Origin of the sequence: Vibrio glycogenivorans (assembly GCF_051660965.1) — a bacterium.
Classification (GTDB): Bacteria; Pseudomonadota; Gammaproteobacteria; order Enterobacterales; family Vibrionaceae; genus Vibrio.
This window is the reverse complement of sequence record NZ_JBPVIS010000002.1, coordinates 378,337-400,790: the sequence shown is the minus strand read 5'-3', so window position 1 is coordinate 400,790 and position 22,454 is coordinate 378,337. Positions and strand designations below refer to the sequence as shown.

27 protein-coding genes are annotated in these 22,454 nt (G+C 46.9%); 12 read left to right on the top strand and 15 right to left on the bottom strand.

The window, feature by feature from the left end:
• Nucleotides 1-50: 50 nt before the first annotated feature.
• Both ACSTTG_RS06590 and ACSTTG_RS06585 read right to left on the bottom strand, forming a co-directional pair.
• Nucleotides 51-284 carry a TIGR02647 family protein gene (locus tag ACSTTG_RS06590; RefSeq protein ID WP_438458054.1) on the bottom strand — a complete coding sequence of 78 codons (234 nt, stop codon included), beginning with the start codon at nucleotides 282-284 and terminating at the stop codon, nucleotides 51-53.
• A gap of 266 nt (nucleotides 285-550) precedes the next feature.
• Entirely contained in the window at nucleotides 551-1,021 is a 471-nt protein-coding gene (locus tag ACSTTG_RS06585; protein ID WP_438458055.1) for a TetR/AcrR family transcriptional regulator, read from the bottom strand.
• A 212-nt stretch (nucleotides 1,022-1,233) separates the two neighbouring features.
• Between ACSTTG_RS06585 and ACSTTG_RS06580 the strand changes: the two genes are divergently transcribed.
• Genes ACSTTG_RS06580 through ACSTTG_RS06565 form a run of 4 tightly spaced genes read left to right on the top strand, consistent with a single transcriptional unit; the run spans nucleotide 1,234 to nucleotide 2,741 of the window.
• Complete coding sequence (locus ACSTTG_RS06580; protein ID WP_438474187.1) at nucleotides 1,234-1,752, top strand: hypothetical protein; 519 nt, start codon at nucleotides 1,234-1,236, stop codon at nucleotides 1,750-1,752.
• A 17-nt stretch (nucleotides 1,753-1,769) separates the two neighbouring features.
• On the top strand, nucleotides 1,770-2,141 hold the full coding sequence (locus ACSTTG_RS06575; protein WP_438474186.1) for a hypothetical protein: 372 nt from the start codon (nucleotides 1,770-1,772) through the stop codon (nucleotides 2,139-2,141).
• Nucleotides 2,142-2,143: 2 nt separating this feature from the next.
• On the top strand, nucleotides 2,144-2,545 hold the full coding sequence (locus ACSTTG_RS06570) for a hypothetical protein (protein WP_438474185.1): 402 nt from the start codon (nucleotides 2,144-2,146) through the stop codon (nucleotides 2,543-2,545).
• A 13-nt stretch (nucleotides 2,546-2,558) separates the two neighbouring features.
• Entirely contained in the window at nucleotides 2,559-2,741 is a 183-nt protein-coding gene (locus ACSTTG_RS06565; RefSeq protein ID WP_438474184.1) for a hypothetical protein, read from the top strand.
• A 122-nt stretch (nucleotides 2,742-2,863) separates the two neighbouring features.
• Here ACSTTG_RS06565 and ACSTTG_RS06560 read toward each other — a convergent pair whose 3' ends face one another.
• From ACSTTG_RS06560 to ACSTTG_RS06520, 9 genes are all read right to left on the bottom strand, one after another.
• Nucleotides 2,864-4,090 (bottom strand): GGDEF domain-containing protein, encoded by a 1,227-nt coding sequence (locus ACSTTG_RS06560; protein WP_438458060.1) that lies wholly within the window; start codon nucleotides 4,088-4,090, stop codon nucleotides 2,864-2,866.
• A 249-nt stretch (nucleotides 4,091-4,339) separates the two neighbouring features.
• A complete protein-coding gene (locus ACSTTG_RS06555; RefSeq protein ID WP_438474183.1) occupies nucleotides 4,340-6,133 on the bottom strand; it encodes an ABC transporter ATP-binding protein in 1,794 nt (597 codons plus the stop codon).
• The gene (locus ACSTTG_RS06550; protein ID WP_438474182.1) at nucleotides 6,127-7,890 is read right to left on the bottom strand and encodes an ABC transporter ATP-binding protein; all 1,764 of its coding nucleotides are present in this window, start codon (nucleotides 7,888-7,890) and stop codon (nucleotides 6,127-6,129) included. The genes ACSTTG_RS06555 and ACSTTG_RS06550 overlap by 7 nt, the downstream gene beginning before the upstream one ends.
• A 95-nt stretch (nucleotides 7,891-7,985) precedes the next feature.
• Entirely contained in the window at nucleotides 7,986-8,633 is a 648-nt protein-coding gene (locus ACSTTG_RS06545) for a recombinase family protein (RefSeq protein WP_438458062.1), read from the bottom strand.
• 254 nt (nucleotides 8,634-8,887) lie between these two features.
• Nucleotides 8,888-9,709, bottom strand: coding sequence for a DUF4437 domain-containing protein (locus ACSTTG_RS06540; protein WP_438474181.1), 822 nt, complete (start codon nucleotides 9,707-9,709; stop codon nucleotides 8,888-8,890).
• Between the two features lie 418 nt (nucleotides 9,710-10,127).
• Complete coding sequence (locus tag ACSTTG_RS06535) at nucleotides 10,128-10,286, bottom strand: hypothetical protein (protein ID WP_438458064.1); 159 nt, start codon at nucleotides 10,284-10,286, stop codon at nucleotides 10,128-10,130.
• A gap of 49 nt (nucleotides 10,287-10,335) precedes the next feature.
• Nucleotides 10,336-10,494 (bottom strand): hypothetical protein, encoded by a 159-nt coding sequence (locus tag ACSTTG_RS06530; protein ID WP_438458065.1) that lies wholly within the window; start codon nucleotides 10,492-10,494, stop codon nucleotides 10,336-10,338.
• Between the two features lie 49 nt (nucleotides 10,495-10,543).
• Nucleotides 10,544-10,699, bottom strand: a complete 156-nt coding sequence (locus tag ACSTTG_RS06525; RefSeq protein ID WP_438474180.1) for a hypothetical protein — start codon at nucleotides 10,697-10,699, stop codon at nucleotides 10,544-10,546.
• Nucleotides 10,700-10,749: 50 nt separating this feature from the next.
• The gene (locus ACSTTG_RS06520) at nucleotides 10,750-10,905 is read right to left on the bottom strand and encodes a hypothetical protein (protein ID WP_438458067.1); all 156 of its coding nucleotides are present in this window, start codon (nucleotides 10,903-10,905) and stop codon (nucleotides 10,750-10,752) included.
• A 507-nt stretch (nucleotides 10,906-11,412) separates the two neighbouring features.
• On the opposite strand from ACSTTG_RS06520, the gene ACSTTG_RS06515 reads away from it, so the two are divergent.
• The 7 genes from ACSTTG_RS06515 (at nucleotide 11,413) to glpD (ending at nucleotide 18,601) form a co-directional block, all read left to right on the top strand.
• Nucleotides 11,413-12,456 (top strand): substrate-binding domain-containing protein, encoded by a 1,044-nt coding sequence (locus ACSTTG_RS06515; protein WP_438474179.1) that lies wholly within the window; start codon nucleotides 11,413-11,415, stop codon nucleotides 12,454-12,456.
• A complete protein-coding gene (locus tag ACSTTG_RS06510) occupies nucleotides 12,446-13,465 on the top strand; it encodes an ABC transporter substrate-binding protein (RefSeq protein ID WP_438458069.1) in 1,020 nt (339 codons plus the stop codon). The genes ACSTTG_RS06515 and ACSTTG_RS06510 overlap by 11 nt, the downstream gene beginning before the upstream one ends.
• 50 nt (nucleotides 13,466-13,515) lie before the next feature.
• Nucleotides 13,516-14,328, top strand: coding sequence for an ABC transporter permease (locus tag ACSTTG_RS06505; RefSeq protein WP_438458070.1), 813 nt, complete (start codon nucleotides 13,516-13,518; stop codon nucleotides 14,326-14,328).
• 2 nt (nucleotides 14,329-14,330) lie between these two features.
• Nucleotides 14,331-15,119 (top strand): ABC transporter permease, encoded by a 789-nt coding sequence (locus ACSTTG_RS06500; protein ID WP_438458071.1) that lies wholly within the window; start codon nucleotides 14,331-14,333, stop codon nucleotides 15,117-15,119.
• 10 nt (nucleotides 15,120-15,129) lie between these two features.
• Nucleotides 15,130-16,203 (top strand): ABC transporter ATP-binding protein, encoded by a 1,074-nt coding sequence (locus tag ACSTTG_RS06495; protein ID WP_438474178.1) that lies wholly within the window; start codon nucleotides 15,130-15,132, stop codon nucleotides 16,201-16,203.
• A 4-nt stretch (nucleotides 16,204-16,207) separates the two neighbouring features.
• Nucleotides 16,208-17,023: a phosphodiesterase gene (locus ACSTTG_RS06490; RefSeq protein WP_438458073.1), complete on the top strand. Its 816-nt coding sequence runs from the start codon at nucleotides 16,208-16,210 to the stop codon at nucleotides 17,021-17,023.
• Nucleotides 17,024-17,119: 96 nt separating this feature from the next.
• Entirely contained in the window at nucleotides 17,120-18,601 is a 1,482-nt protein-coding gene (gene glpD / locus ACSTTG_RS06485; RefSeq protein WP_438474177.1) for a glycerol-3-phosphate dehydrogenase, read from the top strand.
• Nucleotides 18,602-18,817: 216 nt separating this feature from the next.
• On the opposite strand, the gene ykgO is transcribed toward glpD, so the two are convergent.
• Nucleotides 18,818-18,958 (bottom strand): type B 50S ribosomal protein L36, encoded by a 141-nt coding sequence (gene ykgO, locus ACSTTG_RS06480; protein ID WP_438458075.1) that lies wholly within the window; start codon nucleotides 18,956-18,958, stop codon nucleotides 18,818-18,820.
• 1 nt (nucleotide 18,959) lies between these two features.
• A complete protein-coding gene (locus ACSTTG_RS06475; protein ID WP_438474176.1) occupies nucleotides 18,960-19,229 on the bottom strand; it encodes a type B 50S ribosomal protein L31 in 270 nt (89 codons plus the stop codon).
• 313 nt (nucleotides 19,230-19,542) lie between these two features.
• Here ACSTTG_RS06475 and ACSTTG_RS06470 point away from each other — a divergent pair, with 313 nt between their 5' ends.
• A complete protein-coding gene (locus tag ACSTTG_RS06470) occupies nucleotides 19,543-20,355 on the top strand; it encodes a class I SAM-dependent methyltransferase (RefSeq protein WP_438474175.1) in 813 nt (270 codons plus the stop codon).
• Nucleotides 20,356-20,537: 182 nt separating this feature from the next.
• On the opposite strand, the gene ACSTTG_RS06465 is transcribed toward ACSTTG_RS06470, so the two are convergent.
• Nucleotides 20,538-21,485, bottom strand: coding sequence for a HupE/UreJ family protein (locus ACSTTG_RS06465; RefSeq protein WP_438474174.1), 948 nt, complete (start codon nucleotides 21,483-21,485; stop codon nucleotides 20,538-20,540).
• On the bottom strand, nucleotides 21,475-22,329 hold the full coding sequence (locus ACSTTG_RS06460) for a hypothetical protein (protein WP_438474173.1): 855 nt from the start codon (nucleotides 22,327-22,329) through the stop codon (nucleotides 21,475-21,477). Before ACSTTG_RS06460 ends, ACSTTG_RS06465 begins: the two co-directional genes overlap by 11 nt.
• Between the last annotated feature and the right edge of the window lie 125 nt (nucleotides 22,330-22,454).

Here is a 22,454-nt window from a genome sequence, read left to right as displayed (position 1 = left end):
TTATAGTTTGATCATCTCTTCATCTGTATCTAGCGCTAAGAGCGCCAATGTTATGCACTCAGCACGCGCAGAACGCGGTCAGCATGCTCAGCAACTTCAATGCCCTCGTCAGTGAGATAGCCGCCATCGGGAAGCGTACAGAGTTTCTTGTCGTATAGGCGCGCTACGGCTTGCTGCATTTCTGGTGAGGCTTCTGAATGCACCTTAATGCCGGTCGCGGCACTGCTTAAATCAAATTGAAGAAGTAGGTTGAGCTCAGCCAGAAGTTCAGGTGTGTATTTCATAGTTCTATCCTTTCGCTGTTTACCTTCTCAAATTATGCTCGATTGGATCATCGAGCAACCAACGTTAGCTAAAAGTGTTAGGTTAGTAGTGATTGATGTGCTTCGCTGAACAAAAAATGACAATCGCTTGAAAAGCTCACTGAGCAGCGGTGTTTTTTTACTCAATTAAACCACGTGAAAGAGCTAGCTTAGGATCATCTAACCTATTCTGTTGTGGTCACTTTGGCTATCGTTTAATGAGTGCGGCGTGTCTTTGTGTGCTCAGCTTAGTCGTACATCTTCCGATAAATGAGTTCACCCAATGCCGATTTAATCGCATCAATGGCCTCTTCTTCGCCTATCGATTGCGCCAGGTGATTTTGCAGTTTAAGCACACCACCGCGTGAGTGCGGGCTAGTGCCATCTTTTAGAATATTCTGCAGCAGCATTTCAACCGCCTCGCGAAAGACATGGTTGCTCTTATCTTCATAAGCCGATACCCATGAGTCAATAAATGCCTGTTTGCTCTCAAAGTTCAGCGTCTTAACAACAATTGGAAAAACAATGCCTTGAAGAGCCGTAGCGAACATAATACTGCTTGGGTAGTAGGCTTGGATGCTGCTCTTTCGGACGTTGAACTCTTTCGCTAAGCGGTCATAGGTCACGGCTGACCAGCCCTCATTAAGGAAGATATCAACGATGCGTTGATCCATTCTCTGTTTCTTTTCCTGTTTTTCTTGTGCGGTGATACGGGCCATGATGATTTTCTGCAAATTTTTTTCGTGTTTAAAATCATACGTTAAATGTCGATTTATCGCAATTATTGGTACTGGTACAAAATAAACGCTTGCAATGCGTACTGGTACTAAATAATATGCGCACCAACAGCACGGCATGAGAGCAACCCTTAGGGTAGTTGAAGTGCCTAGTTTTTTACTTTTAATTAGTATTAGTACGTATAGGTTAAATTATGAAAAAAGTTCTACTTGCCACACTTATTGCTTCTGCTTCTTCCACAGCTTTCGCGGCAAATTGGTCACATAATCAGTCGATTGCAACTGTGAAATCAGAAGTTCCTCCGGTGTGTGGTGTCCGCACTAACTACTCGGATGTAAAGCTAGATGTTACGACACCACGCGGTGAGGCCGTGGTTGAGTTTGCAGTGATGAACAATATTAGCGATAGCACGAACGTTAGTTTTGCTGGCTCAGATACTGATTTAACCCTTATTGGTGGTAGCTCAGCTCAAGCCGCACGCAACATCAAAGTTAAAGCGTTTGCTGATGGTGAAAAATTCTTCGATAAGAATCTCCGTGAATTTCCCAAAAAGGAAGGAGACGTAACCCTTACTCCTGCACTGACGGAGAACAACAAAACAGTTGAGTGGACCAACAAGATCCGTGTTGAGATGAGTGCAATCGAGGGAGTTCTCTGGAAAGCAGGTTCAGACCAAGCTACTTATGTAATTGCGAATATCACCTGTCTGTAATCCACAAAGGAGCTGCTATGAAAAAGTTTTTAGTCCTAGCTGCTCTCGTAGCAGCTCCCTGTTTCGCTTATCAACATAATCACAGTAGTCCAGCCGATTTGTGGTCAAAAGATAGCTTGGAACGTTGGCAACCTGCTGAAGCCGTTGTGCCCATCACGATAAATCACATGGGAGAGGCAACCCGATATTATCTTGAGGTCAATAACCAGCCTGTGACCAATGTGTTTATGCTCGAGGATGAAACGGTTTCGGTTGACGTCCCAGTGATATTGGAAGACCGGCACGGGGGACAACTATTCAAGGTCTGTTCGGTGAGCATGCAAGGCTCAGCTGGGGCGCGTATTTGCTCGGAAGTCGAGCTTTTTAATCTGTACCCAAGTGAGGGGTAAAAATGAAACATCTATTACTTTTGGCTATCTTGCTTGGATCCGCGAATGCTTTGGCCTCGTCTGAGATCCGCTCTTCATCGGGGGCATCATGCGAACAATCAGATTTTCAGCCTTGGGAGCTCAGCTTTGGTGGTGGTCAAGACAATCGTGATTACTCACACGATGGCTACCCGAGTGACTATTCATCTTCTGATGTGGATAACAAAGGCACGTATATTGGCGCGCAAATCACTTACTCATTCGGCGGTGCTCAAGCGATAGACTGCGCACGTTTTCAATCGATTGTGGAGAGAGAGCAGGAAGCGCACACCAAACAGCTAGAAATGAAAGTCCAAGAGTTGGAAGCCAGGCTTGCCAAGCAGATGCAAGTGACACAAAACTCAACCAAGATAAAATTCAAATAGGGGAGGAGAGAGCATGATAACTTGGGTATTGATACTGACCTCCTACACTCTCAACTTTGAAATCAGTCAGATAGAGCACATCAGTGATTTTACCAGTCAGCAAAGCTGTGAGGTGGCAGGCAAGGACTGGCAGAAGGGCGTGTCGCAGAGAAATGGCTTAGAGCTGCGAACGCATTTCCTTTGCGTGAAGAAGTAGCGGCTAAAAAGTTTGCTAGTTAACAACGTTAAACGGCGCTGAGAGAGACACCGACCAAAGCCAAAACAATAAGCAATAACCGGTCGGTGTCTTTATCAATTTTTATGGCGAGGTGGTGGTTGTTATCTGACAGCCGCCACCTTATTGCGTCCGGCACGTTTGGCGCGATAAAGCGCCTTATCGGCGTCTTTGATCACCTCTTCAGGATTGTTGTGTTTGTCCTTTTTCACTGCGACCCCGATACTGACCGTGATCTTAACGGTCTTTTGTGGCTTGGTACCTTTTTTGCGGTTTTCCTTGCTGCTTTTCTTACGCTTTGCCTTATCACGGATAGCAAAGGGGCGATTGGCTATTTCTTGGCGGATTGCATCTAGATGCTCAATGGCATGGGCTCGGTCACCAGACTTAAACAGCACAGTAAACTCTTCACCGCCGTAACGAAACACCTGGGCACCCCCGCCAATTGTCGCGAGGCGTGAGGCAACCATTGCTAATACGTCATCACCCACATCGTGGCCGTAGGTGTCGTTGAAGCTCTTAAAGTGATCGATATCGACCATGGCGATGGTGTAGTGACGACCCACTCCCGACAGGCGCTCAAACAGCATCCGACGACCCAGTAAGCCAGTGAGTTCATCGCGATAGGCCAACTCATGAGAGGTGCGCATACCGCTGATAAGTACAATAAGCATCGATGCGCTAAAGAAAATCGAGGAAATTCCCTCTTGCTGAAGAAAAGTCAGAGGCAACACCGCCGCCATTAAACTAAATAGCAAACCCATCGAAAGGGTGTTTGGCCGATAAATAAACAGGGACAAGCTCACCAATAAGCAAAAGCCTGTGACTACTAGGCCATAAGTCGAGGTCATTATCGGCAAGCCCATTGGGCGGGTTGGGAAAAACTCAAACGCCCACTCGACGAGCAGTGCAGGTTGAGTCCGAGCTAATGCGTAAATGATGATCACCTGAATGGCAAAGGTCGCATAGAAAATCTGTGCTCGCCGCGTTGCCGCACCATTTTCAGGGATCTGGTTAATCAGTAGATTGATCGGTATAAACCCACACAAAAGGCTAAAGCAGATTATCGCATCGTGACGACTGAGCGGTTGTTGCAAAAAATGCTGGATTAACCAATACGAGTAACAACAAACCAGCACTGACATGATCAACTGTCGACGATTAAACATCCAAGCAAAGGTGAGCGCAATAGCACCTAGACCATAAGGTAACCAGGTGAGTAAATCCTGGGTGGTTACACTCGTCTTGGGGTAATTGTACAGCGCTGCAACAGCGCCAAGCAGTATGATAATAGGCAGAGCAATGCTGGTAATTTCGATTTTTGTTTTCATATTTTGGCGGGTGAGAGTACTGTGTCAATTTTTTGTGTGGCGGGTGCAAATATTAAGTTATTCATGAACTTATCATGAAGTCTTTGTGGTAATCATGGGCGTGATATTGGGTGGACTTCGCAGAACAAAAGTATTTGTGGTTTTTGATTTAAGATCTGGAAAAAAGTGGTTTTCGCTTTTGTGAAGTTAGGCGGGGTTTACTAAGGAAATTAACTCTACCGCCAATTTTTGGCGATAGAGTTGCAATGATTAGCTTCCCGTTGCCGCAAATTTATTGGGTGCTTGTGTTGAGGATAAGGTGTCGCTGAGTAGGTTAGCGTATAAGCCTTGAGCCGAGATAAGCTGCTCGTGACTACCACGCTCAATGATCTGTCCGTGCTCCAGCACCAGAATCGTGTCTGAATGCCTGATGGTACTAAGTCGATGAGCAATTGCTATTACGGTTTTATCTGTATACAGGCGCTGCATGGCTTTTTGGATCAGGCTTTCAGTGATCGAATCTACTGAGCTGGTGGCCTCATCAAGCATCATGACTTGACCACCTTGAGCGACTGCACGCGCAAAAGAGATCAGTTGTTTTTGACCCGCAGAAAGGTTGGCTCCGTTTTTATCCAAACGGAAATCATAGCTCTGTGGTAAATCCCGGATAAAGGTATCGGCGTAAACATAGCGAGCAGCCTTCTTGACCGCATCAGCGTTGATTTCAGACTTGCCCAATGCGATGTTGAAGTTGATGCTCTCTTCAAACAGGTGCACGTCCTGCATCATCAAAGAGAAGATATGTGCGCAGTCAGCGATAGCAATCTGGCGCAGCTCAATGCCGTTGAGAAGAATACTGCCCTCGTAATCCTGGTAGGTTTTCGAGATCAGGCGGATGATGGTTGACTTGCCAGAGCCCGTTGAGCCGACCAAGGCGATTTGATGCCCTTTATCTAGGACAAATGAGATGTTTTTTAACACATACGGCGAGTCGGGCTTATAGCGAAAGCTCACATCACGAAACTCGAGGGACTCGAAGTGAGTGAGCCGAGGTTTTACTTCTGCACTCGGAAGCAGCGTACGACCCTCCTCTTCAAGCGGTTCAACAAACAGCTCCTCGACATGGTCAAACGCGGCAAATGAGCTTTGGATAGAGGCGATCTGTGAGGAAAAGTCGCGAATCGGGACGAATACCTTCTCAAGTGTATTGATAAAGGCAATCAGCACGCCTAGGGTAAGGGTGCCTTGAAGGACCAGGCCTGAGCCAATCCAAATCATGAGTGCAATCGTGATTGACGTGACTCCAGAGATAAACGCAAACAAGATGGCATCGTACTTGTTGACCTTCTTTTGCGCCTTAAGAAACTCATCAGTGAAGCGTTTGTATTTGCCCTCAACCTCTTGTTCGGCGCGATAGAACTGCACGGTTTTCACACCGAGGATCGCTTCTTGAAGATAACCAATCCCTTGGGCGAGCGATTTACGTGTGACCTGATACATGCCTCTCAAGCGATTGCGAATGTGCACGGTTAGCCAAGCAACAGGCGGCATGACAACTAGCAGGATCAGGGTCAGTTGCCAGTCTATGATAAGCATCATGATGATGAGCGCTATGGTGTTTAGGCTATCTTTAACGAGCCCCACCACAGATTGGATAAAGGTCTCGCCAATGGTTTCCAAATCGCCGGTCAGTCGTGACAGGGTCACTCCAGTTGGCGTATTGTCGTAGTAGCTGCGTGGCAGCTTGAGGACCCGCTCAAACAGAGCTGAGCGCATGTCAGTAATGGTGTTTTGCCCAGTCATACGCAGGTTGTAGGAGTATGTGGTATCAACCAAGTAGTTAACCACCAGTACTAAAATAAGATAAAACGCGTAGAGCAAAAGACCACTCATATCACCTTGCGATAAATGGACATCGATGATTTGAATGATCAGCCAAGGAAACAGCAAGCTGGTTGCAATCGACAGTGGCAGCATACTGATGCCGATAAAGGCCGAGCGTTGATATTTTTTCGCGAAGCCCAAGAAGTGCTTCATGTACTGAAAGTCGATGGCTTTTAGCATGCTTGTTCCTCGGAGTCGTTTTGCTGAAGTTGCCACGTCTCAAGGTAGTAGGGACAGGTGCTCAGCAGCGTGTCATGGTCGCCTCGAGCAATCACCTTGCCTTGATTAAGTACAATGATCTCGTCCATGTATTCAAGGGCATTGACGCGATGGGAGACCACCAACATCGAGCGGTCTTTAAGGTGTTCAAATAGCCCTTCAAGGATGCGGCGTTCGGTCTCATAATCGACTGCGGAAAGCACGTTATCGAGAATAATTAAGTCGCAGGGTTTGAGTAGGGCCCTGGCAATGCTCACGCGCTGTTTTTGTCCGCCAGACAGCATAATGCCTTTCTCACCGACCACGGTTTGCAGCCCATTTTCAAAGCTTTTGATGTCTTTAGCCAGTTGGCTAAGCGCCATTACATCGTTCACCTGAGCCATTTCGATGTCATCACCTGCCGTGCCAAAGCGGATATTTTCCTCAACGGTGGCAGAAAACAGGTAGGGCTCTTGGGTAATGGTCTTGATATAGCGGCGTAAATCTTTGCGAGAGAACGTCGTGATGTCTTGATTATCAAGAAAGATATGCCCCTCAGGGACATTGAGGTAGTGGTTAAGACAGTTCACTAATGTTGTCTTACCCGCGCCAATGCCACCCAGAATACCGACTTTCTTTCCCGGTGGAATATCAAAGCTGATGTCATCTAAGATAAGTCGCTCACCGCCCGGGTAGCGAAAACTCAGATGTCTCACCGACACAGTCTTACCTGAAAGTGCATCGAGATCGTGCTGGGCGAGTTGGGTTTGATCAGATGTTGGCACTTCGCCATTGAGAATCGATTGCACGCTATCAATCCCCACCATACCGCGCTGATAAATACTTGCTATGCGCCCTAATTGCACTAATGGCATGGCTAGCAGAACGGAGTAGGTGAGAAATGCGGTGATCTCACCGAGCGTCAGCTGTTGTTTCATCAGCATGTAACCACCTAGGCCAAGGATCAGGATCTTCATAAAGTCATTGGCATAATCCAAGACCGGCATGTAGTAGACTTGGATGCGCGTGATTTGCCTGCGGCACTGGAGTAATAGCCGATTGAGCTTCTCAATCTCAGATTGGACCCAAGGTGACATCTGCTGACTTTTGATCAAATCTATGCCAGACAGGTAACTCATTAGCTGGGCAGATAGGGTTTGGAGGCGATCTTGATACTCCATATGCAGCTTTTTCATCCGCGTAAAACCAATTCGGAAAATCACAAAAGCAATCGAGATCGGTACCACCGAATAGAGGGTGAGTTGTGGAGAAATACGCCACATCCACAACGGCGTAAGTGACAAGGCGAGCAGCGCATTAAAAAACTGCAGAAATCCGGTGCCAAATAGTAAGCGAACACCAATTAAATCATTGTTTATGATAGAGATAAGCTTGCCAGAGGCGAACTTGCCATGAAAGCTACTCGGCAATCGGTTGAGCTTGTTTAGTAGGGTGTTTTTTAGGTTCGCTTCCGTGATCCGCCCGGGGTTCAGCGCATAGATTCGCGACAGGATCCGCACCAACACCATTGACACAGACATAAGCACAACAAGGCCAACGTAGGTCTTTAATTGCTGATGATCACCAATGTCGGCACTATCGATGAGGTCAATCGCTAATTGGATATAGCGTGGTATTTCGACTTGCAGCCAGTTGACCAAGAAAATAAACACGATCGCTAATAGATAGGATTTACGGTTCAAGTGCAGGTAGTGGATGATCAGTTGTTTTTTGGTCATAGATTCTATCTTGGTCAAAGTTGGTGAGAAAGACACCGTTGGAACAATATCAAGTGGTCATGAAAGCTTGATGCGAGACCCATAAGTTGTGAGCATCAATCCACTGATTGTGTATCTGACCGCTGAGCACGGCAGCGCAGTCGACCAAGCTCATCATTTTGTTTGATCTTGGCTTTAATTCTTTTGACCGTTGAGATGCTTACCCCCGTTTCATCAGCGACAGCTTGTAAGGTTTTCCCCTCAAAGAGCGCCTTGGCAACCTGCTGATGCTTTTCATCGTCTTTTTTACGCCCACGAAACTTTGACTTCCAGATCTCCGGGGTTTCTTTGAGGGCTCTGCGCCCCATCTCAGCGGCAACCAGGCGCCGGTGGTGGTGAGAATGCGCGTAACCCTCAATTAGAGTCAACAAAGCATCGGTCACGGGATCATGCAGTTTGAACTTGAGTGGACGTGACAAGGTTTGCACTGTGACACCGGCTGCCAATAGTGATTTAAGATGCAACAGGCAGGTATCAAATTCACAGCCAAGCTCATCTATCCACCAAACAAACAGATGGTCACCGGATTGTAGATGACTCAACATGGTACTGTACTGTGGCCTTTCATCCAGGGGGACGTTACCGCGAATGCCTCGTTCTATGAACAGCTCGACCGATGCAGAAGCTTGGCGAAAAGCATCGAGGCGTTGATCGATATCTTCAATTTTAGGTGATAGACGGATGTATCCAAGATGATTAGCCATAGTTGACGCCCACCAATGCAATGGTTCATTTGATGTTATGGGTCATAATAGTGGTTAATTATTGTTCGCGCAAGCTTGTGCGATATGATTTGCGTTTGGAGGTGGTAATAGCAGGGGACTTTGTAGCAAAGGGTGAAAAAGCCTTGTTAGCCGATATCAGTCTAAGTCAATTATTCATAATATGCTCAGTCTCAGCGAAACTACAGATAGCTCCAGTGATCGTGAGGCGGGATCACTGGAGATTGATAGATAACCTATTTAACTTGATATTTATTGTTAGTGCGAATGTAGATGGTTGCTTCGCTATCACCGCTGTTGGTCAAAGCGTGAGTGAACTCGCCAGTTGACTCAAAATAGCTCCCAGCAGCCAGATCTTGCGCGGCTGTTTGCTCGCTCGAGTTGTAGTTGACATCACCAGCAATCACTACGGCGCGAAACTCACTTGCCGTGGTTGCAATTGTGCCCTTAAACCCGGCCGGGAGCTTGATCATCGAGCCACTCATCTGGGCGGGCTCACCCCATACATAGGTTGATTGAACACCTTGTGCACGGATGTCGTGTAAGTCGTTGCTGTCGAGCCAAACGATATTGTTGGCATGCAGATTCAACGGTCGCTCACCATTATCAAACTGCTCAGCAGAGGGCTGGACGAGGTAAGGGCCGGCATTAATCTCGAGATAAATCAGGTTAGTCTCACCATTGGCTGCAGTGGTGTGATCTTCACCGGCGGGCTGGGTCCAAAAAGACCCGGTAGGCATCCACATTTTTTCTGCGCTCGGGTCGTCATTATGCATAAGCCCATCGATGACGATACCACGATAAGTAATGTTATGAATGTGTGGTGGAGACTCAAAGCCTTGATTGAAGCGGACTAACATACCCGTGGCGGTGTCAGTGGTGCGATCACCCCAAAGGTCTGCAGCACCCGGACTTAACGCACCGCGCAGTGGGTTAAGGTAACCCCACTCGATATTCTGCGCAGAAACGACTTTGGATTGGCTATCGTCGGCAAAAGAGGGAACAGCAAAGCCAATAGCTGCGAGTGCTAACGTCGATGCGGTGATGGTAGTTTTCATTCTCGCGTCTCTTTTTACTTGGTGTGCGGTTAAGTTTAGAAGTGGGAATTGGTTCGATAAATGAGAGATTGTCGAATTCAGTTTTGCGAAAACGCTGATAATCGATTGTTACTGATTAAGTTCAACCGACTGCAAACTAAGAATATTGGAGAGGCGCACAAATGGGCTGCAATCAATAGAAATGAGGAATGATTATAAGCAATATTAAATAGAGTTGGTGTTTAGGTCATTTGAGTGTAAAGCGGTAATCGAAAGTAGATCGATTTGGATTTGTGTTGGTACTGAGCGAGGCTGAGGCTTACGAAGTCATAAAGAACAACCTATAAACATACATGACCCCTGTGAAAACGACTTACACAGTGTCATATAGGTTTACGGTGTGACAAGTATTAGAGTGGTAATGTACTACTGGGTTTGATTATTTGGCTTTACGTTTTACTAAGCTCGCAAAACGGCTTGGTTTGCGGCGTTGACTCTTGCTTGGTTTATTGACATTAGCCTCAGTAATGTCTTGGCTTAGCTGCTCTTTAGCAATGAGACTGATAAAGTAAAGACCGACGTGTTCGTTAACTACCATAATTATCTTCCTTGCGTTAATTTTTGTGGTAATGACAAATGTCTATTAATTATTTTGCTTTGCGTTTGACAAGGCTTGCGAAACGACTTGGCTTACGGCGCTGACGCTTACTTGGTTTGTCGATGTTAGCTTCAGCAATATCTTGGCTAAGCTGTTCACGTGCATTGAATGCGATGTAATATAGACCTGAGTATTCGTTAATAATCATAGTTTCCTTCCTTATGTTAATGTTCAGAATGACGATAGGTTAGTGCTAGTTACTTGGCTTTGCGCTTAACTAAGCTGGCGAAACGGCTTAGTTTACGGCGCTGGCTTTTGCTTGGCTTGTCGAAGTTTGCTTCAGCAAGTTCTTGGTTTAGCTGCTCTTTAGCACTGAATGCGATGTAATATAGGCCTGCGTATTCGTTAATCATAATATTGTCCTTTTGGTAATTTACTTTCAGTTTTGTACTGGTTTACGCTATTACTTAGCTTTGCGTTTCACTAGGCTAGCAAAACGACTTGGTTTACGGCGCTGACTTTTGCCAGGTTTATTCGAGTTAGTCTCGGCAATCTCTTGGTTTAGCTGCTCTTTAGCAGTGAAAGCGACGAAATATAGACCTGCATATTCATTAATCATAATAATCTTCCTTTTTGTAATTAACTTTCAGTATGGTTATATCTTACTCTAAACTAGCTCATAAGCAAGACCTAGATCACAAAAAATTGTGATTTTTTGCTTTCAAAATCATCAGCTGTAATTTTATTACAGACATATGACAACTTCTTATTTACTAACGTAGTAAAGGGACTATCGCTGATAGACCACAGTATGCTGCCCCTAGGTCGCTTATTTAGGGGAGAAAGACACTTCATTGGGCTTGTTGTACGCGGCGATGTAAAACCACGTACTTGGGAATTTTTGCTTATCTTCGGTTTAATCAAAAAATTTAAATGACCTTAAAAAAGGCGACTTTTAATGAAACGATTGTGTTTCATTAAATATATGGCCGCCAAATGTCATTAACGTGTTTGTATATGACGCTAAAAGTCGCAAAATTGCCAAATTTGCTTAATAAAAGTGTCATCGACCTCACCTAATCTTGCCCTCGACCACTACTTACTCTCGATGAATAAAGGAGAGCGGATGAACATTAAAGATGTCGCGGAACTGGCGGGAGTGTCAGCAGCAACCGTGTCGAGATATCTCAATTGTTCAGATGCCGTTGCGGCTGATACCGGCAGAAAGATTGAGCGCGTCATTTCACTGACTGGATACAGCACAGCGCGTCAGTCAAAAAGGGTAGAACTCAATAAAAATCCGACTATTGGCGTGATCATCCCAAGTCTGTTGAATCCGGTTTTTTCGGAAATTGTTGCAGGAATACAACAACGAGCCAGACATTTTGGTTATTCGACTCTGGTTATTGATACCCAATATGCCTGCGATCAAGAGCAGCAGGCGGTAGCAGATTTAGTCAGACAACGCGTCGAGGGCGTGGTATTGACCATCGCAGATGCATCAGAAAATCGAGCACTCGAGGTACTGCGAGACTTTAGATTTCCCTATTGCTTGCTGCATAACCAATCCTTGGCAGGCGAGCCGTGCGTGTACGTGGATAACTATCAGGCTGGCATCGACGTTGCCAAACGAGTTGTGGAGCTTGGTCATCGTCACGTGGGCATGATCACGGGGCGGTTTCGAACCTCTGATCGGGCCAAACGGCGTTATCAGGGCTTTGTTGATGGCTTGAGTGAGCATGGCATCACTCTAGAGTGCTTACTGGAGGTAGAGCAGAACAAGCTTGATAGCTTTGGTGCTCATCAACGCCGCATCCTTGGCAGTGAGAATGCGCCGACCGTGTGGTTTTGTAGTAACGACTTGCTGGCATTGAAAGCCCTAAACGCATTGCAGGCCTTAGGTTTTTCTGTCCCGGATGATGTATCCATCATCGGGTTTGATGGTATGAGCTTGGGTCAATTAGTGACACCAAGCTTGGCGACTGTGGCTGTACCGCATTTGAAAATGGGTCAAGTGGCAGTGGATATCTTATTCAATTCCAAAGCGGGAGCAAGGTTAAGCACCAGTATTGCTTTGGAGCACGAAATACAAATGAATGGCTCACTCGGTGTAGCCCCAAACAAAATACGAACGAAGAGTTTATTATTGGAGAGTAAAAATGGCTGTTAAAGCACGTGCAAAATTCAAGAAAGCTGCCGCGGCACTGATAGGTCTCGCTTGCGCATCTTTTCAAGCTCAAGCATCGGATGCGATTTGCTACAACTGTCCTCCAGAATGGGCAAACTGGGGCGGTCAGCTGCAATTGATCAATAAAGAGCTGGGTATTCGCGTCCCGATGGACAACAAAAACTCGGGGCAATCCTTGTCGCAGCTAGTGGCCGAGAAGAATAACCCGGTAGCGGATGTGGTGTACTACGGCGTCTCGTTTGGTATTAACGCCGCCAACCAGGAGGTGGTTGAGGCCTACAAACCGACTAACTGGGAGTTAATTCCTGAGGGCATGAAAGATCCACAGGGCAACTGGTTTGCGATTCACTCAGGTACGATTGGTTTCTTCGTCAATGTCGATGCACTTGATGGTGCGGATGTTCCACAGAGCTGGGAAGATCTCCTCAAGCCAGAGTACCGCGGGATGATCGGTTACCTTGACCCAACCAGCGCCTTTGTCGGTTATGCCAGTGCGGTTGCGATTAACCAAGCGATGGGAGGCAATATTGATGACTTCTCACCTGCCATCGAGTACTTCAATAAACTGCGTAATAACCGCCCAATCGTGCCAAAGCAGACCAGCTATGCACGTGTAATTTCTGGCGAAATTCCAATCTTGCTTGATTACGATTTCAACGCCTACCGTGCTAAGTATGACGATTTTTCTAATGTTGAATTTGTCATTCCTCAAGAGGGTACGATTGCGGTGCCTTACGTGATGAGCAAGGTGAAAAACTCGCCGAACCCTGACAATGCCGACAAAATCTTAGATTTCGTTTTATCTGAAAAAGGCCAGCAAGTATGGGCGAATGCTTACCTTCGTCCAGTGATTGATGGCGTAATGGATGAGCAGGCGCAAGCCAAGTTCTTGCCAGAATCCGAGTATCAGCGAGCAGGCTCAGTGGATTTTGCCAAGATGTCTGAAAACCAAGCAGCTTTTGCTGAGCGCTATCTGCGTGAAGTGAACTAGTTCACATCAGTCGATATTAGGTGGTGGGACGAGTGCCCACCATAAATACTATGAAAAAAATCAATCTCTCATTTTGGCTCGTGCTGCCCGCACTGGTCATCAGTTGTGCGTTTTTTCTGCTTCCAGTCGTGCAACTGGTGCAGGTGTCGCTGGTGGATGGCGGTGCGGTAAGTTACTGGCATATCGTTACTCAGCCTATGTACCTCAAGAGCCTATTCTCGACCGTCATGTTATCGATGTTGGTGACCATTGTGAGTCTAGCAATTGCCACCGTTACCGGTCTGTTTTTGACTCGGTATGAGTTTAGCGGTAAGGCGCTGCTGGTTGCTATGCTGAGCTTCCCACTCGCTTTTCCTGGTGTGGTCATCGGCTTTTTCGTCATCATGCTAGCAGGACGCCAGGGACTGTTTGCCCAAGCGGGTTTGTTGTTAACAGGTGAGCGCTGGATGTTTGCCTATTCAATGGCGGGGCTGTTCTTGGGCTATCTGTATTTTTCGATTCCACGCGTGGTGCTGACGGTAATGGGCGCGGCCGAAAAGTTAGACCATAACCTGCTTGAGGCTGGACGCTCTCTAGGCGCAAATCGTTGGCAAATCTTTAAGGATGTCACATTACCCGCGCTCAAGCCTGGCTTGATTTCCTCTGGCTCAATCTGTTTTGCGACCTCGATGGGGGCATTTGGCACGGCGTTTACTCTGGCGACAAATATTAATGTATTACCCATGACCATCTATACCGAGTTTACTCTCAACGCCAACTTCGCTATGGCAGCAGCATTAAGTCTGATCTTAGGGTTTGTGACCTGGCTGTGTTTGGCGCTCGCTAAGCGTCAGGGTGACTCTACGATGGCAATGGGGGGATAACGATGAAAAAAGATCAGTATTTTTATATTCAACTGCTGTTTACCTTGTTGGTGTGCGCCTTCTTGATTGTGCCGGTGATCATGTCGGTTCTGGCCGGTTTAACCAACAACTACTTTGTCGGTATGAAGAGCGGTTTTACCTTTCGCTGGGTAGAACAGGTTTGGTCGCTGTATTCTGAAACCATTTGGTTGACGCTGCAGATTGCTCTAGCAACCACGCTGATCAACGTGATTGTCGGTGTGCCTTGCGCCTATGTGCTTGCACAGAGCAAGAGTCGCTGGGCACAGTTGTTTGATGAGATCCTAACTTTGCCAATCGCGATTCCTGGTATGGCAATCTCATTAGGCCTGATCCTGGCGTATGGCGGCTTTAGTGACTTTCGCGCCAGTTGGTTGTTTATCCTTGTCGGTCATGTGATCTTTACGCTGCCATTTATGGTCAAATCGGTATTAGCAGTACTACAGAGCATTAATTTTCGTGTCCTTGAAGAGGGTGCGGCCAGTTTAGGGGCCAGTTTTTGGCAACGCTTCTTTGATGTGATTGTGCCCAACTGCAAAGCGGGCATCGTTGCTGGGATGCTGATGACACTGACCCTTTCCATTGGTGAATTTAATCTGACTTGGATGCTGCATACCCCGCTGACCAAAACCTTACCAGTTGGATTGGCAGATTCTTATGCCTCGATGCGCCTAGAAATAAGCTCAGCTTATACGCTGATTTTCCTTTGCCTCATTTTACCGCTGCTGGTGCTAGCGCAGTTACTTAACCGCAAGCCAGTGACAAATAGCTAAGATAGATAAAATGTTAGAACGACAGAATGGCGTAGAAATCACGCTCAACAATATTACCAAAACCTTTTCTGATGGCACATTGGCACTTAAGCCAACTGATTTAACCATTGAAGCTGGAGAAATCTTAGTCCTGCTTGGTCCCTCAGGATGCGGGAAAACCACTACCTTGCGCCTGATTGCCGGGCTTGAGTTTGCCGATGATAATGGCGGTGAGATTGCATTTGGTGGACGCACGGTGACTAGCCTACCGATCGAGCAGCGTAAAGTGGGAATGGTCTTTCAATCTTACGCCCTGTTTCCGAACATGAACGTAAGTGACAATATCACTTATGGCCTCAAGGTGCGCGGCGTTGATGCCTCGGTTCGAGAGCAAAAGTTGCAGCAGATGCTTGAGATGTTTGATCTTGAGAAATACGCTAAACGAGGGGTACATCAACTCTCTGGTGGTCAGCGTCAGCGCGTGGCACTTGCACGGGCAATCATTACTGAGCCAGATGTTTTGCTGCTAGATGAGCCGCTTTCAGCGTTGGATGCACTGCTCAAGCAGCGCCTGCGTGGGGATATTCGTTCCCTGTTAAAAAATCTGGGTATCACCGCTGTCTATGTGACACACGATCAAGAAGAAGCGATGGCGATGGGTGATCGCATTGCGGTGCTTGACCATGGTGAGATCGCTCAGATTGGTAGCGCGCGCGAGATCTATCTTCAGCCGAGCAGCCGCTTTGTTGCGGATTTTATTGGTCAAATGAACCGCTTTGAAGGCGAGATTGTCGGTGATTCACTGCAACTTGATACGGGTAAACTATTGTCATTGCCCGCTAACCTGATTGCTGACAATCGAGCGCTTAATGTAATGCTAAGACCTGAAGATATTCAGCTGACGGAAATTACCGATGATCCCAAGGCACTGACAGCCACTGTGGTCAGTAGTGTTTTCCTAGGCGATAGAACGCGTGTGATGCTGTCTGGCGTGCAAAAGGCGAGTGATGTGATGGTGGACTGTTTTGAGCGAATGGAGTATCGCCCGGGTCAGGTCGTGACCCTGACATTTGAACCCTCTAGACTGATCCCATTAAAGAAATAACATTATGCTCATTGCTCAGTTAACTGATTTACATATCAAGCAGGGCGGTAGACCTGCTTATCAAAAAGTGGACACTCTTGCTTGTCTGCGCAAAGCGATTCGCCACATTAATAATCTCAAACCGCAGCCAGATTATGTAGCGATCACTGGCGATCTCGGCGATTTTGGTAGCCCGGAAGAGTATCAAGTCATAAAGCAGGAGCTGCTTAAGTTCCATATGCCATTGTTGGTGGTGCCGGGTAACCACGATCATCGCGATAACTTGCGCGAGGGGCTTGTGGGTCTTGCGGAGTTTGATCATCCAGAATTTTGTAACTTTGTGGTTGATCATGAGGATCATGTCCTAGTTGGTCTAGACTCTTCTGTTATTGGGCAGCCTTATGGTCATTTATCAGTTCAGACCTTGGCTTGGCTGGATGACATACTGACCAAATACCACGCACGACCGGTCATGTTGTTTCTCCATCATCCTCCGATGCAGGTGGGACTGAATCATATGGATGTGCAAAACCTAACCAATGCCGATGAGCTATACGATGTGTTGTCACAGCACAGCAATATCAGCGGTATTTGTGCAGGACATCTTCACCGCCCAGTCAGTGCAGTTTGGAAGGGGATCCCAGTGTGGGTTGGGCCCTCTCACAGTCATTCAGTGACTCTGGACCTTGATCCAAGTGCCCCTTCGTCGTTCTCATTGGAGCCATGCGCTATCCAACTGCTGACACTTGAGGGTGAATCCGTCGTTTCTCACATTAGCTATATCAGCGATAGTGAAGGCCCTTTTCCCTTCTTCGACCAACAAGGAAATTTGATTGACTAGGCGACTTGCCTAGTTTGTCTTGGTACAGATGGCTGTCTCTGTAAAGGTGGCTGTCTTGTTACACAGCATTCATACACAGAGAATTAAGTTAGATTTATGGCACAACAAGATAAGATTTTGGATCTGATTATCGTTGGTGGTGGAATTAATGGGGCAGGGATTGCAGCCGACGCAGCTGGCCGAGGGCTAGATGTTGCGCTTTTTGAGGCGCAAGACTTTGCCAGCGCAACCTCCAGTACCAGCTCTAAGCTGATCCACGGTGGATTGAGATACCTTGAACATTACGAGTTTCGCTTGGTGTCAGAGGCGCTAGCTGAGCGAGAAGTGGTGCTGAATAAGGCGCGACATATCACCAAGCCAATGCGTTTTCGTTTGCCTCATCGGCCATTCTTGCGTCCCGCCTGGATGATCCGAGCCGGACTGTTTTTGTACGATATGCTGGCGGTTAGAAATACGCTTCCAGGAACACGAGCTGTAGATTTGACGGAAAGTGGCTTGTTTGTCCGTGGGATAAAAAAAGGCTTTGAATACTCTGATTGTTGGGTGGACGATGCACGACTGGTTTTGGCTAATGTCCTTGATGCGCAGCGACGTGGCGCGAGTGTATTCAACTACAGCGAAGTGACGTGCGTTGAGCAAGCTGATGGATTGTGGCAGGTGACGGTGCTAGATAAGCGCAGCGGCGAGACTTGCGATTACACCTCACGGGCGCTAGTCAATGCCGCCGGACCATGGGTAGAGTCTTTCATTCAAGGTACCATGCAGCGAAAATCACCACGTCGCATACGACTGGTCAAGGGGTCGCACATCATAGTGCCGAAGATCCACACGCAAGAGCAGGCGTATATTCTGCAAAATCAAGACCAACGGATTGTGTTTGTTATCCCTTACCTTGATCGCTACTCCATCATCGGTACTACCGACGTGGAGTACAGCGGAGACCCACGTGATTGCGCTATCAGTGAACAAGAAACGGATTACCTTATTGATGTTGTCAATCAGCATTTTGTTAACGGTATTAGCAAGCAAGATATCATCAGCAGCTACAGTGGTGTCAGACCGTTATGTGAAGATGAGTCGTCATCTCCTCAGGCGATTACTCGCGACTACACGCTTGAGCTTGAGCACCAACAGGGACAGCCTGCGCTGTTATCTGTCTTTGGTGGTAAGCTGACCACGTATAGAAAGTTAGCCGAAGCGGCACTAGACAAGCTCAGTCCTTGCTTTCCCTCAATGGGACCCAAGTGGACGCGACAAAGCGTATTGCCTGGTGGGGACATAAACTCTATCGATGAGCTAGAGCAAGAGTTGGCAGTGGATTTCCCATGGTTAGCCCCTGAGTTAAGAAGCCGATTTGCTGCGCAATACGGCAGCGAGACACATGTCTTGCTCAGTGGCGCCAATAGCCTTGTGGGTATGGGCAAGCAAATTGCGCCTGGGCTTTATGAACTCGAGCTAGGTTATTTGGTCGATAACGAATTTGCTTATCAAGCTGAGGATGTCCTAATGAGAAGAACGAAATTGGGTTTGACTTATACCCCGGAGCAGACACAAGCGGTAGCAGACGCTATTAAATAGGTTAGTCGCTGAGCAAGTTTGCTTGGTTTACGGCCACGGCATATTCCAAGGTTTAGTGGTGATTAATCGATGGTGACCAATACCAACTGCAAGCCATCCAATCTCGCCAACAAGAGCTAATCGACGATCTCCTCTCTGAGCCAGACGGTTTTGTAAGAGGAGATCGTTTTCGTAGCGACTCACTAGGATATGTGCCAACAAGTAGGGTCTGCTTGGCTATTTCTTTTTCTTTTTACCCTGAACTGCTTTAAAGCGCGGATTCGACTTACAGATTACGTATACTCGACCACGTCGCTTTACGACCTGACAGTCTGGGCTACGCTTTTTGGCACTTTTTAATGAACTAAGCACTTTCATTCTATTCCCCTTGTGTTTTCTTTGAGCCTAAATTACCGAAACGACGGTTGAAGTTGGCAACGCGTCCTTCTTTGTGCAGCACACGCTGTTTGCCTGTGTAGAATGGGTGTGATTTCGCTGATACCTCAATCGTGAAGTAAGGGTAGGTTTTGCCATCTTGCCACTCAATTGTGCGGTCGGTTTGTAATGTCGAACCAATAAGGAAGTATTCATCAATACTTGTATCGTGAAATACGACGGTTCGATACTGTGGGTGGATTCCTGATTTCATAATGCTGTCCTCTAAAATTGCGCACAAATGTTATGTTATAACAAATCTTATTGCAAGTGATAATTGTTATCATTTGCACCGAGCGACCTCAGGTTCTGGGTAGGCTCGCCTAGAGTTTGGCAACAAAGTCAGAGTGATTGTCCGTAAGTTACTCCTGCTCTTGAGACGAAAAACTAGGAGAGAAAAAGTCAGGAATATTCGTTTGTATTTTTGGTAAGTTTCTGTGATGTATGGTTATTTTTTTAGTTTATGCACTTTTAATTGTACTTTCCCATGGTATAACGCCATCCCAAATAGTGAGCAGGAGTGAGCGATGAATGAACTAAAAACCAAGGGCAGCGCCAGTCTATCCGATAGCGTAAAGCACAATGAGCGAGCATGGGATCACTATGTTGAGCAAGGGGTCAGTTGGACTCAAGCGGTGGATGCTGACGCGATTGCACGTGCGAAAGAGGGCAACTTCGAGGTTCATCTTGGTCTAAAACGCCCGATTGAACGTAAGTGGTTCCCGAGTGATATGAACGGTTTGAAGGTCCTTTGTTTAGCTGGAGGCGGCGGTCAGCAAGGCCCTTTGCTTGCGGCAATGGGAGCGGCTGTAACTGTGATGGACCTCTCTGCGGGCCAACTGGCGGCGGATATTAAAAGCGCAGAGCTCAACGGTTTATCTATCCAGACAGAGCAAGGGGACATGCGTGACTTGTCGCGATTTTCATCAGAGCTTTTTGACATTATCCTGTGCCCAGTGTCGATTACTTATATCCCCGAGTTGAAGACCCTGTATCAAGAGTGTTTTCGTGTGCTTAAACCAGAAGGCTGCTTTATGCTTGCCGCGCCTCATCCATCCATTTATCTGTTTGATGCCGATTTGTGGGATCAGGGGATCTTCCAGGTCACAAATCGCCTACCATTTAACTCAATGGATGAGCTTGATGAGGATGAACAACGCCAGTTTATTGCGGATAAAAAAGCGATTGAGTTTAGCCATACGATGGAGCAAATCATCGGCGGACAGTTAGACGCAGGTTTTGTGATCGATCGTTTCGTTGAGGATAAGCTTGATGAAGGGCTATCGCATTATATGAGTGACTATTTCGCTACAAGGGCAAGAAAGCTGGTAATAAGTTGAACTGAGCAGGGCGGTTTATTGAAATAGTAGTCTTAAAAGACAACTAGCCTAATACCCTGCTAGATTGATCGATTGGCGCTCATGTGACAAATAAAGCGACTTCTTCTGTAGCATTTCTAGCATCTTTAGCATTGAGAGCACACCCAAATCGCCAAATATGTTTGATGACTTGGGTGTATCAACTAAAAGATGTGATTGAAGGCGATAAAATCGACCATAAAGTACAGGCTTAACAAGCTCATAGCGTACTTGGCAAAAGTGAGGTGTTTAGCTATCTCTTGCTGTGGTAATGCAAATTGTCGGGTGAGTGTTGAGACGAGTAACAACACGGCAATCACGAGTAGCTGAGCAAGCTCTATCCCTAGGTTAAAATACACTAACTCCAAGGGCGATTGCCCACTATCCGCGAGCTCCGCAATGACGCCATACATCGCCAAGCCATGGAATAGGCCGACAACAGCAAAGAACGCTGGTGGTATTAAGTGAGATTTTGGTGAGATCACCAGTCGATAGAAACCTATGACGAGAGCCAAATAGATCACATACTCAGCGCTTTGGGAGCTGATGTAGTGGGAGAGTTGCTCGCCAGCCCACATCGCGGACAGGTGCGCGAGGGTAAACAGGGAAATCACTTTAAGCAGCGCCTGCCACCTTGGAAAGAGCATGACCATCAAGACAACCATGAGAACGTGCTCGACGCCCGCCAACATATGCTCAAATCCGGCCTTAATCGAGAAGCTTTGCTGGCTTGGGGCGTCGGATGAGAGAATGAAACGATTGTCTTGATGAATCTCGATGGCTGAAGAGTGCCCGGACAGATCGCGGAAACTCACGACCATACTGACCCACAGATCAGCGAGGAAGTAATCCACATTTATCTCTGCCCCTATTAGGCTTTGAGTACAGCTTAATGTATAGAAGTTCTCAAGGATAGACTCGTTAGTACAGTAGTCAGGAAAGACCAAGCGTGGTGTGTTACCCGCATCGGCCTTGGCACTCGGGGTCACTACCGCACGGTATTGATTGGGTGCAAACTCAGCAATCGAGACAAACATAGCATCGAGTGAGTGAGCAAACGCGTTAAATGAACATATCCACACCAGGCAGATAGAGATGAATCTACGAAGCATTTTGATTCCCTTGCTCTAAATCAACGATGATTTCAAAAGCTTGTCTTTTTTCCGCCATACGGGCGTCGTACGCACTACGTAATTCGTTCATCAATAGCTCTTGAGCGACGCTTTGCTGCACATGGCTAAATGGGATCGGTTGTGATGCTTGGTAGTGAGAGATACGGTAAAGGTGGTGTCCGTGCTTGGATGTAAAGCCGGATTGCCATTGATCAAGAGTTTCAGCCTGAGCCTGTTTGACAAGCATGTCAGCGATCTCTGTTCCAAACACAAGGCTAAGCCTCTGTAGGTCGGCATTGCGCATCACGTTAGGCATGTTTGCTAGCGTTGATATTTCTGCAGCAGTCTGTCCGTTATTGGCGGCGCTTAGTGCTGCTGCGATTTCCCTCTCAGAGCCCCCCTCTAGGTTGATTAGCTCAAGAGTGATCTTATCCCCTGAAACATAATCCGTCATATTCTCTACATAATGGGCGTAGACTTGATCTGGACTGATATCGATTTCGGCGAGCAACGTCATTTCAATATCATTTTGCGCTTTGCCAATCACGATCTGCTTAATATCTTCGTCGTTGTCAGCAAAGTTATTACGCATACCGTACTCATACAAGATTTGATCGGTGATCAGATTGTCAATCAGGGTTTGCTGCGCTGCACTATCCAGCCCGGTTTGGAAGTTTTCGAATGCGTCAGGGTGGACAATCTCAAGCGTGTGATGGAGATAATTGTTGACTGCAGTTTTATCAACCCTGATCTGTTTGTTACTTGATGACAAGTGGTAGTCAGTGTAGGTATAGGCCACTGAAAGAAATAAAAAAAGGATAAAAATACAGTTCTTTTTCAACATAAGGTTTTCTTACTGATCTCATGCAGTCAACTGGCTGCAAGGTGAGGCTCAAAGAGCCGGTGATGTATTTGGAACAAGCTCGAACAAGCAGAGGTCATAAGACCTCTGCTGATCGATAGGTTGGA